Source organism: Bradyrhizobium sp. BRP19, assembly GCF_020194195.1.
GTDB classification, from domain to species: Bacteria; Pseudomonadota; Alphaproteobacteria; order Rhizobiales; family Xanthobacteraceae; genus Bradyrhizobium; species Bradyrhizobium yuanmingense.
Window position 1 is genome coordinate 1 of the sequence record NZ_JADYVZ010000013.1, and the last position, 13,248, is coordinate 13,248.

General features: G+C 59.0%; 11 protein-coding genes. 1 reads left to right on the forward strand and 10 read right to left on the reverse strand.

All coding sequences use genetic code 11. The annotated features are described in order from the left end of the window. Positions 1-51 precede the first annotated feature (51 nt). The 5 genes from I6F36_RS29145 to I6F36_RS29165 all read right to left on the reverse strand — a co-directional run bounded on the left by I6F36_RS29145 (position 52) and on the right by I6F36_RS29165 (position 4,418). Positions 52-1,521 carry a dsDNA nuclease domain-containing protein gene (locus I6F36_RS29145; RefSeq protein WP_225144779.1) on the reverse strand — a complete coding sequence of 490 codons (1,470 nt, stop codon included), beginning with the start codon at positions 1,519-1,521 and terminating at the stop codon, positions 52-54. Positions 1,522-1,612: 91 nt separating this feature from the next. Next, a complete protein-coding gene (locus I6F36_RS29150) occupies positions 1,613-2,512 on the reverse strand; it encodes a CBASS oligonucleotide cyclase (RefSeq protein WP_225144778.1) in 900 nt (299 codons plus the stop codon). Then, a complete protein-coding gene (locus tag I6F36_RS29155; RefSeq protein ID WP_225144777.1) occupies positions 2,512-3,018 on the reverse strand; it encodes an HORMA domain containing protein in 507 nt (168 codons plus the stop codon). The genes I6F36_RS29150 and I6F36_RS29155 overlap by 1 nt, the downstream gene beginning before the upstream one ends. Next, a complete protein-coding gene (locus I6F36_RS29160; RefSeq protein ID WP_080134656.1) occupies positions 3,015-3,497 on the reverse strand; it encodes a hypothetical protein in 483 nt (160 codons plus the stop codon). Before I6F36_RS29160 ends, I6F36_RS29155 begins: the two co-directional genes overlap by 4 nt. A 3-nt stretch (positions 3,498-3,500) precedes the next feature. Further along, positions 3,501-4,418: an AAA family ATPase gene (locus tag I6F36_RS29165; RefSeq protein ID WP_225172673.1), complete on the reverse strand. Its 918-nt coding sequence runs from the start codon at positions 4,416-4,418 to the stop codon at positions 3,501-3,503. A gap of 256 nt (positions 4,419-4,674) precedes the next feature. Here I6F36_RS29165 and I6F36_RS29170 point away from each other — a divergent pair, with 256 nt between their 5' ends. Beyond that, complete coding sequence (locus tag I6F36_RS29170) at positions 4,675-7,818, forward strand: tetratricopeptide repeat protein (protein WP_225144775.1); 3,144 nt, start codon at positions 4,675-4,677, stop codon at positions 7,816-7,818. 634 nt (positions 7,819-8,452) lie between these two features. On the opposite strand, the gene I6F36_RS29175 is transcribed toward I6F36_RS29170, so the two are convergent. The 5 genes from I6F36_RS29175 to I6F36_RS29195 all read right to left on the reverse strand — a co-directional run bounded on the left by I6F36_RS29175 (position 8,453) and on the right by I6F36_RS29195 (position 13,134). After that, a complete protein-coding gene (locus I6F36_RS29175) occupies positions 8,453-10,042 on the reverse strand; it encodes a hypothetical protein (RefSeq protein ID WP_225144774.1) in 1,590 nt (529 codons plus the stop codon). After that, a complete protein-coding gene (locus I6F36_RS29180; protein WP_225144773.1) occupies positions 9,925-11,166 on the reverse strand; it encodes a hypothetical protein in 1,242 nt (413 codons plus the stop codon). The genes I6F36_RS29175 and I6F36_RS29180 overlap by 118 nt, the downstream gene beginning before the upstream one ends. 36 nt (positions 11,167-11,202) lie before the next feature. Next, positions 11,203-11,703: a hypothetical protein gene (locus tag I6F36_RS29185; protein WP_225144772.1), complete on the reverse strand. Its 501-nt coding sequence runs from the start codon at positions 11,701-11,703 to the stop codon at positions 11,203-11,205. 548 nt (positions 11,704-12,251) lie between these two features. Next, a complete protein-coding gene (locus I6F36_RS29190) occupies positions 12,252-12,497 on the reverse strand; it encodes a hypothetical protein (protein ID WP_225172674.1) in 246 nt (81 codons plus the stop codon). Further along, positions 12,436-13,134 (reverse strand): hypothetical protein, encoded by a 699-nt coding sequence (locus I6F36_RS29195; protein ID WP_225144771.1) that lies wholly within the window; start codon positions 13,132-13,134, stop codon positions 12,436-12,438. Before I6F36_RS29195 ends, I6F36_RS29190 begins: the two co-directional genes overlap by 62 nt. Between the last annotated feature and the right edge of the window lie 114 nt (positions 13,135-13,248).

Genomic DNA, 13,248 nt, shown 5'->3' on the forward strand with positions numbered 1-13,248 from the left:
GTTACTACGCGTCTCGTGGGCTGGGAGATGTGTATAAGAGACAGGCGCGGGTTAGGTTTTCAAAAGGCTGCTTGGAACGTAACTGGGGTCTTGGTACTCGAACAATTGGATCCTTCCGACCGAAGTAAGTTGCTGGCCGAGAAAGACCGAAAGTGCGAACGGCCCATAGAAGAACAGCCTGGTCGTGCGGAGCTGACGGACCTTCAGCAGCTTGCCAAGCTCTTCCCGGACGGCCATTGCCATAGCGACGGCGTCGCCATCGCCGCCGATGGACTGCGCTCCCTGGCTCGGCGGTGCCATGAATACGAACGCATTAGGCGTCTGACCGGTGGACTCAACGTACCGCATGACATCCATGCGGCCATCGCCACGAATGTTCAAGCCAAGAACGAGATCGGCACCACTTGGGTCGGCCTCGGTGATTTCCGTCTGCAGGACGTAACCGGGCGTCGGCGTCGCGTCCGAGCGCCAAAAATCCTTTGCGGGCGGCTGCGGGATTTCGAACGCCCAGCTGCCCACCGCCGGGAAGGTTGCGCCGAGAGCGATGCCGGTTGAGAGGGCACATTTTCCGCGGAACCGTATGGTACGCACGGCGCCCGCTGCCATAATCTGTTTCCTCAAGGCATCGAGTTGCGGGACAAGTTCATTTGTCCAGGCATTGGGCGAAGGCACTTTGCGCGACCCGCGGTCAAAGAGAGGCGTCCAATCCAACTCGTAGTCCGCTGGCGGTGTGAATGCTTCCTTCGTCCAGTTGTGGACCCAGAGCGTAACGCTGGCTTCTGCGGACAAGTCAGTGAGAACCGCAGAACGCAACAAAGTCTCGAGCGACGACTTGTCCAGGACGACGCCTTTGCTGGCGCCAATCTTGCGCAGCAAAGCATCGTAAGCGGGCAGAACCATCGCTCGAATCTTACTTGCGAATTCAGGGTGGTCGAGGATCCTGCCGATGAAGTGATCAAGCGCCTTCTCATCGTGCGCCAGATAGCCATAGCCGACGTCGATGTAAACTTTCGCGTGGATGAAGGCGATGTCCTCGTCGCTCAGACCCACGTTCCGCATGCGCTCGTCGACGCCGTGCTGAGTCTGCGCGAGTGCCGAAGGCTCGTCGTCATAGAAAGGCTTGGCGTTCCGGAGGCGAGAAAGTCCCGTTTCAACAGGCCGCATCTGCGGCGAAAGACTTGGGCACGCCAGCCGGAATTCCTGATAGACGCCCGGCATATCCGCCTCAAAACCACGAAACGTCGCGATGACCTCCTTGAATTCGGCGGGCGCGACGTCGTGGTCCTTGGTCTGAATGTGCTTTCGGCGCGACTTTCCGTTTTCAAGATAACGGATGTCGATGTCGCCCGTACCTTCCGTGAAGAGCTGGTGAAAGGTGCCATCCTGTAGCCACATCGGCAGGTGGCACACCGTATAGCGGGTCTGGAAATCAAAGCCCTTACCAGCATTAATCCCGCCCATCGCCTCGGGCGAGAGGAGCGATCCCTTATCATCCGGCGATCCAGAGGTGGTTTTGCCCATTCGCCACTCCGCCTATTACTTGTCGCCGCGCAATCTCGATACCATCGCATCAGCCATTATTAACTCCGAGCCGATTGTGCGTCATGCAATCTCACGAGATCGGGAACTTAGGACCAAACAATGCTCGCCAAGCCTTTAGCGAGTCGCCCTGGCGTCCTTTGCGACTCAGATCAATAGCAAATGCAGCATCCCGTTCGGCTGCACGCAGGAGCGTACGTGCGCGCTCCTTTCGGGCCTGGTCCATGCCGTCGCTAATCGGCGGCCCCAGCCCTGCCGGATCCGGCCATGTGTCGAAGATGCGGTCGGCGAGCGTCGCGAAGAAGCCTTGAATCTCGCGGTCGAAGCTCCCACCGAAACCGCCGTGAAGCACTTCGAGGGCCATCACCTCGATCAAGAAAGACGGCTTAACCGGCTTCTCCCCGTGCTTGGGGTTGTTGTTCCAATACTTTACCATGCGAACGAGGCCCTTCCACTCGCTGGAATAGGCTTGATGAGCCGCTGTGGCTTTTTCAGCATGGGTCTTTGGGTTGGTCTTGATCCACCTGCCGAGATCGTTATCCGGAATCTCGTAATCGCTACCGGCCTCAAAGGCGGGCACGGCGTCCACGCTCATAATCCGGTAGTCGGTGTTGTCCTCCGCGTCAACATGCACACCGAAGTCGATATTGATCGAACGGCCTTGCTTCTTTGCGGCTTTATCCCCGTATTTCGTGACAAGCGCGTCGTGGAAGTCGGCGAGCACGACTGAAGGCGACTTGGAACGATAGTCGTGCTTATTCGGGTTAAGCACAAAGAAAATGTCGACGTCCTTGAGCGGCTTAGTCTTGGTCCAGCGCGCGTAGGAACCCGTTAGGAAGTCGCTGCTGATGGAAAACTTCGTGTCCAGGTAGTTGCGGACTTCCTTTTCACGAGAGGACGCATTGTCCTGTTCGCGCTGGTTCAGCTCCAGCTTGCTCTTGAACTTGCGAAACGCTTCGTTGGTCGTGAGCATCAGGCCCTCCTCAAATACGACGTGCTGCCGCTAAGGCCGCTATGCTCGACGGTCGTCCCCACACTTTGGCGAATCATGCCTTCGGTAGACCGCACGGTCCCCTTGCCCCAGCCGGCGATGTCGTGCCGGCCCGGCTTGTTTTGTAGCCATAGCTCGTACTTCGCTTCGCTCGGAGCCAGCCCAGCTTTGCGAATTGCGTATTTGAGTGCTTCCGCGTCAGTCCAGAAGCTCCCATCGCCGCCGGTCCAGCTATAGGAAATCTCGATCTTCCATTGGAACAGGAGTTGGCCATTCTTGGGGTTATAGATGTCAAGCATCACGCTTTGAAGATCACCCGACTGCAGCCAGCCATTGACCCCGCGCATATACAAGTCCCAGTCCTCAACAAAGGCGGCCGGGTCGAGCCCGCTAAGGCGAATGATGTCTTTGAGGCTTTTGAGGATATTTTCGGCCACATAAGTGACCGAGTGCGTGTAGGAGTAAACGGATACGGCGACTGCGGTCATGATTCGAGCAATCCCTTGAGGTCAGGCACAAGCGAGACCTGTGCGGTCACCGCCGCCGGCTCGTCTTGGTCAGCGGCTACGCTGGCGTTGAGTTCACGCGCGGTGATACGCGAGCTATGCTTTTTGAGCGCGCGCTGCACCCAGTCGAGTTCGTCGGGATCGCACGGCAAGGAAACCGCCCAATCGCCCTTCAGGGCATCGTAGCCGAGCGCGGCTTCGTTCGCGTCCGAACCATCCACGGCATCATCATCGAAAAGGCAGTAAACGCGTGTGCGTGGCCCGTCGCAGGTCGCGACGATCGCGTGATCTTTCGGCGACCGATCCGAGATGATACTGGCAGCGATGCCCACAACATCCAGCAATTCCTTGCGTGCGGGGTGCGTGGCGCCAGGCGCCAACAGGTCGACGACCGCATGCCAGGTTTTGGTAGAATCGCGCGCCGGTGTGCTGACAAAGGTGCGGCGGGAAACGGTACTCATGGGTCAGCACTCCGCGGCCGCGCGGCTCGCCTTCGCGGCTTTGGCAGCCGCGAGGATTTGCGCGAGCGTCAGGTTCCCGGGCGCGGTAGCCGTTTCAAGGTTCGTGGCAATGGCGCTACCCACCATCTTGCGGATCGCCCGGCCATCCAGGCCGACGCATGCCGCTGCGCAGTCCGCAAATTCCGGCGCGTTCACCAGCTTGCCGATCGCGGGGTAAACGGCGCCGAGGCCGATGAGACAATCCTTCAGGATGTCGGCACAGGCTTCCTTGTTTGGCAGCGGGATTTCGAGGATCAAGTCGCAGCGGGAGGTAAACGCGCTATCTACCGCACGCGGGAAGTTGCTCGTTGCGACAAACAGGAGGTTCGGATAGCGCTCGGCAAGCGCATCGAGTTGAACTAGCACCGCATCGGTGGCACGGTGCACGTCGACGGGGTTGGCATCCATGCTCAACTTGGCGCGATCGGCGGCCAGGGTCTCGACTTCATCCAGGAGCACAACAACAGGCCCGCCGGCAGCAGCTTCGGCGATGGCTTGCGCGAACAACTCGGTCACGGCCCGCTGGCTCTTCCCCAGCGATGAGCTCGCGAGCTGGTGCGGCTCGACCTCCATCAGCCGGAATTTGTCGTCGGGGAACGCTTTGGCCACCCGATGCGCAAGGCCGCGCGCCAGCGAGGTCTTGCCCGTGCCGGGCGGCCCCACCAACAGAATCACCCCATGCAGCGGGAGCACGTTGCGGCTGACTTTGCTCCGCATCGAGAAATTCAGGACGGCCTGAGCCAACAGCTTCTGCTTGACCGCCGGATCAAGGATGATCGAGGTCCAAAGCGCGCCGAGGCCGTCGTCTGGGAGAGGAAGTATGCGCTGGATACCCTTGGGCAGCTCGATTTCAGCGGCGAGAATTTTCAACTGGGCCGTCACATTTGCCTCCGGTTGCGGTTGCGGGTTCTCGCAAGCGAGAGGGCCCAGTTGGGAGTCGCCAACCCGTCGAGGGTCAGCCCAAGGCTCGTATTGACGCATAATTCGAACAACCCGCTCCCAACAAATCTGCTGGGAACCATAAATCGCGAGTTCTCGATTCGCAAGGCTTGCCAACAGATTTGCTGGCATGTATTCTCCGTGCAGTGTGCACCGAACCGTGGGAGCGCATAAAATGCCCGCCAGTTCAGTCACTTAGATGCCATCGACGTACAGATTCAATCCCGGCTTCCAATCGGACGACGAGTCCGTTCAGAACTTCATTGTACGCAAGGCAGACCTCGCTCAAGTCCTCGGGCCGCTTCGGGAAGGCGCGACAATCCCGCCTCGCGTGATGATCGTGGCGCCGCGCGGCGCCGGCAAAACCACCCTGTGCCGCCGCGTGTTGGCAGAAGTAAATCGGGATCCGGCTCTTCGCGCGCGCTGGCATCCAGTCTTCTTTGGCGAAGAGAGCTACGCCATTACAACACCGGGCGAGTTCTTTCTCGAATGCCTTTTTCACCTTCAGGATCGATCGGATGATCGGACCATAAAGGATGCCTACGAGCAGGCTCTGTCTCCCCAAAGCGAGAAGGATCTGATCGATATTGCACTAAAGACATTGCGTGCTTTTTCTAAGCGCGTTGGAAAGCGCCTTTTGATCATCGTCGAAAACTTCCAAACTATCCTTGATGATCAAATTGGCTCCGGCGCGAAAGATTTGCTGAAACGTCTCTCCGACGCAGATTGTTTTGGTGTTCTCGCAACTTCGGTTTCCCAACTTGTTACGGAAGAAAACGTCGCCCTACCGAGAGATTTCCTGCGACTGGATTTGAAGCCTCTCTCGCGCGAAGAGTGCCGCGCGCTTTGGAATGCACTTACTCGGCAAGACATAAAAACAGAGCGCATTCGCCCGCTGGAAATCCTAACTGGCGGCAGCCCGCGCCTGCTTCACATTCTTGCGGATTTTATGCGATCGCCTTCGCTTCATAATTTGATGGAGAACTTAAATTTCCTTATCGACCAGAATACCGAATATTTCAAAAGCCAGCTTGATAGCCTCCCTCCAACCGAGCGAAAGATTTTTGCGGCGCTATTAGAAGCGTGGGACCCAGCCACTGCAAAACAAGTTTCTGATGCCGCTCGCGTGACGACGAATACGGCATCGGCGATGCTCTCACGTCTAACAGAGCGTGGCGCCGTCATTAAGAGCCCTGGATACGGCAAAACGGCGCTCTATTCAGCCTCCGAGCGTCTCTTCAACATCTATTACCTCATGCGGCGCCGAAGCCACCCCTCCAGCCGCGTGCGTGCGCTCGTGTCATTTATGACGGATTACTACGATCGAGATGAGCTCATCGACACGGCCACTACCCTCGCCCGCGAAGCTTGTTCGGTTGGTCCTGACAGCCGAATGGACTACCACGCTTTTTATGATGCCATCCTTGCACGCGCACCGGTTTTAGTCCGCACGAGTATTCTAGAGCGAACGCCTCCCGATTTTCTAACTTCTTTTACTGCACATCAAAAAGCGACGGCGGAAAGCGCCCGGGCGAATGCAGCGTTGCCCGCAACTGAATACAGGGGCGTCGACAACGCCCTGCAGGCACTCTTAGGCAGAGCTCAACAATCCACGGATGACGGCGACCTTGAGAGGGCCATTGAGCTTTACTCCGAAGCCACTCAACTCCGTCCAGAGGCTGTTGCGCCCTGGATGAAGCTTGCTGTTCTCTACATAAGCGAAGATCGAGCAGAGGAAGCGATTAAAGCATCTCAGGAAGTCATCCGGCTGCGCCCCAAGAATCCGTGGGGGCCCACGATCAAAGGCATGGCTCACGTTATCGCCGGCGAGACGGATTTGGCTGAAGCTTCTTTTGCGATGGCTCTCGATATTGAACCTGAGTATGGCATGGCCATTGCGGAGCTCGCCGCAATTAAAGAAAAAAAGGGCCAGCGCCAATTAGCGCTTCAACTTTATGAAAAGGCCGCCACGCTCGATGCGCTGACAGACACTACTCGCGCCGGTTATGCACGTTTCTTGCAGGAGGAGAATCGCGCCAGGGAAGCCGAAGAATTATTGCGCGCGGCTATCGACGAGGACGAGGAATTCGTAAGCCGACGGGCGCTCGTCGAACTGCTGAGCGATAGTGGCCGGCAGCAGGAAGGTTTCGACGTGCTTCGTCGCGTCGCCATGCGGTCGCAGGATTGGCGCCACTGGGCTGATCTCGGTTCCTTCCTCCTTGCGCGGGATAGCCGCGACGAGGATGCTGCCGAGGCGCTCGCGAAATCCATCGCGTTCGGTGCAGAAGATCCTATGGTCTTCGTTAGTTACGCTCGTGCACTGCAGCGGAGCGGCGAACCGCCCGCACGCATCATTGAGGTAGCCAAGGACCTTGTGGAGCGGCTCCACGACGATCGCGATGCGTGGACAAGTGCGGGCTTTCTTGCAAGCGCGGCTGGTGACAAGACGCTCGCGGAAGCCTACGCGCGTAAGGCAATCGATATTGTTGACGATGCTCACGGCTGGCTCACATTAGCCGTACTCCTCCAGGAACAGCCCAAGCGTTCCTCTGAAGCCGAAGAGGCCTTCCGCAGGGCCGTCGCGCTTGTTCAAAAAGATCGCTTCTGTTCGCCCGTACGTCTCCTTGCCGAATTTCTCGTCCACCGGGGCGAAGAAACTGCTGCCCAAGAGGAAATTTCGAAGTGGTTTGCTGGCGATACACGCTGCTACTGCTGTTCCGTGCTTGAGGGCGACATCGCGGCACGAAGTGGCAACTCGGACAGCGCGAGACGCGCCTATCGAAGCGCACTCGAACAGCGAGAGGATGGGATTCACGCGCTTACCGGTCTGTCGCGCTTCGTAGATCGGGAAGAGGGTGAAGACCTTATCGCTCGCGCGATGGCATCTGATCCGTCCGATCACCGTTGCTTGCTAGCGCGCGCGCGCCTACGGCAGGATGACCTAGAGAGTCAGATTGAAGACGCGTCGGAAGCAATACGTTTGTCATCGTCCTACGCAGAGGCTCACCTTTTTCTAGCCCGGACATTGCTCAGCCATAACGAGGCAAATCGAGCCCAGATGCACTTGGAACTTGCTTTGAAAGAGCTGCCTAAGCAGCGCGAGCTTACCCCCATGTTCGTAGACGCGGCCATGGCTGTGGCCGAGGCTGGTCACGGGGATCGCGTAAGAAGCATTCTTGAGAATGACGAGTTTGGGTCAACCATGGAACCTTTGATTGTCGCGTTGCGGATCAGGCGCGGTGATACTCCCATTGTGGCCAAGGAAGTGATGGAAGTCGCCATGGACATCGCGAACAATGCGCCAGCATCGAAACGTATAGCGGCCAAGCTCAATCCCAATTGAAACTCGTGACTGAGCACACAGCCGTGCCCAAAGCAATTCTATCGGGCACGCGCCGTTCGGGCGTCGAAATCGTGAAAACAGTTCCGACGACCGTTCGATCGCCCGACTGTCACTGCTCCCTTGTGCGCAGAGGATCGCCGTACACGCTCATGGCCATGCAATCACGAAGCTCCGAGCTGAACGCGTCCCGGACGCGAGCATTGGCATCGAACGCAGCATCGATCACCGGCGGGAAGGTTGGGAGCCAGTAGGACGGATTCGGGAATCGATCGGCCACGGTGAGGCGATGACGGTCGTGCACCCCTTGCCGAGGGCTTGCCGCGCGAGACCTAGCGTCGTGTTGGCCATGGGATGCGGATCGAGCCTGCCACCGCTGCATATGAATAGAACGGCAACACCGACGTTTTTCAACGCGGAGCCAAGGTCTGCCCCCGCCATCCTTAGCTCGGCATCGTCTCGGACCACTTGAAAATACCGGTTGCCGGGCACCAATCCGCCGTGGGCGGTGACAATGACCAATTCGGCTCCTTCAAGATTGGACGGCACGACCGAGGCCGTGTCGAGGCTTACGCCATGAGCGGCGAGCGGCTCGGACACACGATCCACGACGGTTTGAAGTGTCTGTCCACCTTCATCAGAAGCCTCCTTCGGCCCGCCGATCGGTCGATTTACGATGTCTCGCCGCACTCAGCCAGGCAAGCGAGGGAGCTGCGGCTAGCTTGCACGTTTGGCCCGCAAACCCGCCCCCGAGACGTATGAGGTTTGGCGGCCAATGCTGAATGTTCGCGGCCGTCACCAGGATCGCGCGCGGGGGTAGCGCTTCGACACCGAGGCCTTCGGTGCTGGTGTGAAACAGGTTGAGCGCATCTTCGTCAACGCCATACCGAAAAGGAAACTCCCTCGACCAGCGCCTGAGGCGCTCCTCCGAGAACACCTCAGCGCTTTCCTTCAAAGTTGGACCGAGCTTTCCGTTCTCGGCGACACAGCGAACGAGGTGTCCTTCGGCATCGACCCCCATCAATACGACAGGCAGTCGCATCGATCGCGACAATTCGACGGCACGTTCGCCGGAGGACTCGATGGTCGGAGGTATCCAGCCCTGATCGGGCGCCACGCCAAGCGATGGGATCGCGTGGTCCGCCAGGATGTCGATGGCGAAAGCGGCAATATCTAAATTCGTTTGCGCTTCCGCGCTACCGAGCAACTGCCGCGCGAGCACGGAGATTTGCCGGACATCGTAGCCGACGTCGTTCGCATCTCTCGCTTGTTCTATCTGCTTCAGGACTTCGAGGACCTGTGCCGCGGTTGGGTGTGGCAGCCGGCTGGCCGCGATGATCCCTCGCAGAGGCGCATGTGCTTCGTCGAGAAGACGTTCGAAGGCTTCGATCGCCTCGGGAGGCGGCGTGACGCCCGCAAGTTCGGCTGCCCGGAGAGCTTCCGCCATGCTCGCGGCGGCAGGAGCAGGCTCATCTCCCTGCGTCAGTACCGTGGGGGCGTTCTGGATGAAGTCGGGGATCAGCGCTTCCAGCCGTTCGCGCGCGTGCGCGGGATCCTGGCGGGCCTGGATAAACCGGGCCTGCAATTCAAGTGTCTGAATCCGGTGAACGTATTGATCACGTGCACCGAAGCTTTGAAGAGCCTTCCGCGCCGCATCAAGAAATGACAGTCCGGCATCAATCATGCGAAGATCGCGCATGAGCCGATAGAGCAACACGCTTTCGTAGAAGACCTGATCCGGCATAGCGCTGTTGTCCGCTGCGAGGCAGCAAAGGGCGCCGACCATGCCGTCGATTGTATTGCCGGTCCGCTGGTAGACGTCGCCATAACAGAGCCAGGCGAGACGCGAACGCGCTTTGGACTCGCCTGCGACCTGAAGCGCATGTTCCGCGTAATCCCGGGCCGCCTGGAAACGGCTCGCCAAGGCCAATCGTACCGCCAGCACGCGCACCAGCGACAAATCCGCATCCGGCACTGAACCATGTCGAGCGACTGCCATGCCTATCGCAAGGATGTTTCTGACGTTCTCGATATCGGCGGGCGTGTCGAGCGGTTCGTAATGCTCCAACAGCTTCCGTATGCCAGCGACGAGCTTGTCCGCGTCTTGCGTCAAAAGCTCCTTGGGGATGTCGATCCGGCCGACAAACACGGGGCTCGCGGACTGAAGCCAAGGCAACGCCACCAGCAAAAAGGCAGCGAGTCGTCCGCAGGCGGCGCCGTCGTCCATGCATCGAGCGCTTCGATCTCGCGCAGGGCAAGGGGCGCGCTGGCGAGCTTCAAGGCCGTATCGACCAGGAGAGCTATCCCGAACAATCCCATCGACTCGGCTGATAGCGCATCGACCAGACGCACACGCACCCGGGCGTCCGCAGGATGGCTTGTGAGGTATCGAAGGCCAAGCAAGACAGCGGCTTGCAAAAGCTGAGGCTCGATGTCGGCTGCCTTGTCACCTCCAAGAACAGCTCCCTCCAGTGCCGTGAGCATGGCAGTGACCATGCTCGCCGTCACATCGGTCTCCGCATCCTCCGTTATGACCGAAAGCGCGTCAGCATAGCGTTGCGCACGAATGGCCTCCCTCGCAATGAATACCCTGGCACGGACCGTCTGCCGCGGATGAGCAGCGATCACCGCTCTTGTCAGGACCTGATAGTCCAATTCGGAAGAGGCGAGGCCTGCGGCCAACGTTTCGTAGAAGCCCGCCATCCGGCGGTCGTCCTCAACTGGCGAAGTTGCCAGGAGCCGGGCCAGCTGAATGAATTCGCCGGCCTCGAGCATCGCGTCGCCACGATGGTGCATGAGCGCCAGGGAGGTCGGGTGTCTCTCCTGAAGAATTTCCTCGCATTTTTGGATCGTCCTCGGCTCGCCAATGCGTTTAGAGAGCGTCAGCGCAGCTTCGATGGACTCCAGCGGCAATCGATCGAAGGCGATCTTCTGCACCAAGTTGCGGGCGATGTCCGTCGCACCGGCTTCCGCGGCCATTTCGGCCACCTGCAGGGCAGGCACGGGCGCAAGATTTTCGATCAATCCCAGTTCGGCTCGAAGCGCTTGCTCCACCATGGGCTGCAGGCCCGCCTTGTGCATCATCTGCACTTGGAGAAGGGGTTTTATTCCGTCCAGCGAGCTTGGAAGCGTATCGATCTCGGCGAGGATCGGTCCCATGACGCCGCGCGCGATCGCTGTGGACCATTTTGCCAGATGCTGCGCGAGGATTGCATCCGGGGCGTCCGGATCGCCACCGGCGAGCACAGCCATTCCGTCAATCGCAAGAAGCCGCTCCTGGTTCGCCTCCTTGAGCGGCCAGTCCTTGTTCGCATCAACGGCAACGTAGCTCGTCGAGGCTCTTGCAGCCAAGACGGCCCCCTCGCACAACGCCGCAAAATGCGGGACCTAGGAATCTTCGACCATTCCAAGAACGGGCCGGGCTCCATAAGGGCCAGGCTCCACGCCGCGATAAAGAGCTCCCTGATCTACAACGACAGCGGCATGCTGCTTGGCAGCTTCAACGATCGAACAAACGGACGCTACCTGAAGGTCTGGCGAGACGGCGATGTTGATGCGGCGCGACAGGACGTCGAGTTCTGCGGTCTCCAGCGCCGTGCCCCGGGATCGAACCACCGCCTCGCCAAGATGGTGAAACAAGGCACTCTTCCGCTCGTCAGGGCCGGCGCTTCCAGGCGGCTGAACGACGATGATCTCGGAAAAGACAGGCTGGCCGTCCTCAGTGTACGAAGATGCGAGGATGGCCAAAATCTCCGCGATGCGAGTGGACGGATTCCCGCCGGCCACCACGAACATGTCGCCGGCTCCCCGGGCGAGCCCATTTTTCCCATACCATTCATGGAAATCGACACCCGAAGATGCGTCGATCGATGATTTCATCTCGCTCAAGCCGTTCACCCTTTCCGTCGTCCTGAACATCACTCTTGTCGGCAGTCAGGTGGTGATGCAACCTGACTCAAGCAACGCGCCGCCCATATCTAGCAGAATGGCAGCGATGTCCATCGAGGCCAGCGACAGGCCGGCCTCTTGGCCGGCTTAAAAAAGAAGGCACCCGCAGGAGGGGCAGCATAGCGCCGCCGGGACGGCGTGACCCGGGACCGAGTGCAGTCACGAGACCGATTAACAAGGCACCCGCGCTATGGGCAGTGATAGCGACGCTGGAATGGAATGACGGCGGGCCCCTCGCGCGAGTGCCTCCGGCGAGCGACACCTTATTGTTCGCATTTCCAAGGCGAAGGCAGCAGCGCTAACTCATGCGATAAACGTCGTCTCGCCGTCGTTTATGGTCTCTCAAGCCGCCTCCTGACGGAGCCGTTTCATGTTGGTGCCGATGAGGCGATCGAGCGAGTCAAGCGCCGGGCTCACCTTTTGGCCAAGGAGCACGAAAAAGGAAATGGTGTTTCGCATGAGGGGGCCAAGGAGCCGTCAAACTCGTCTCACCCAGCCCGCCGCCGTGCGTATTTTCGCCCGGGAAGCGTATCGATATCCACCTTCCCGCGTCTTTTCCCACCGAGCTTCACCCACGTTTTCTTCCGCTTCTTCACGGCCAGCAGGGAAATCCGCATCAGATGCGCAACGGCCATCTCGGACTTTCCAAGATCAAAGAGCCGATAGCAGATTTCAGCGCCGCGCTTGGCGAGGCGTTTCGTCGTCTTGATGGTTGCGGGGATGACCGGGAGCATATTCGTCTTCAAGGCCGGTCCCCGTTAGAGACATCTCCGCATTGATCTTCTTCATGGCGGCGTTCCGCTTCCTGAGCTGCCGCTTAATCTTGCCGTCGAGCCGCTTGATCTCCGTGAGAAATGTCTTTTCGGCCGCACGGAACAGCATGGAGTTGAAATTCACTGTCATGATGTAGTGGTGCGTCCGGTACATCTCATCGAAGAGCTTGTGATAATGCTGCAGCCGCTTGACGGCCTCATAGTTATATTTCGGAGCGTTTGACCCGAACAGGGCGAGGTCGCGCGTATATCGTGTCGGACTGAGGTCGCCCAGCATGTTGTGCATTTGATGCGCGACCATGTTGCGGTAATCGATGAGTTCAACGATTTCTTTCTTCTCGCTAGGCTTGATTTCGCCATCGGCAATAAGGGCGTTCGGCGCCTTGTCGACCGGGTTCTTGATGCCTTTCGGGACACGCTCGGCCTGTCCCTTCACCAGCCATCCGTCGGTGGCCTGGATGCGGTCTAGAATTTCCCGCTTCAACTCCTCGGCATAGAACATGACGAGCAGCATCTGTATGGCCCGGTATTTCAGGATGTTTTGTTCAAGGGCTGGGAGGGCTGAACCAAGAGGATCGGTGAAGCGCGGCTTGTGCATGAGCTCGATTGCCCGAGTTGAGGGAGTAGCCGGATGCAAGCATAGGTGATTGCAATAGCTGGCGAAATGCGGTCGGAGGCGCGGCTCTTTCGGGGAAAAATCCGACATTGCCTG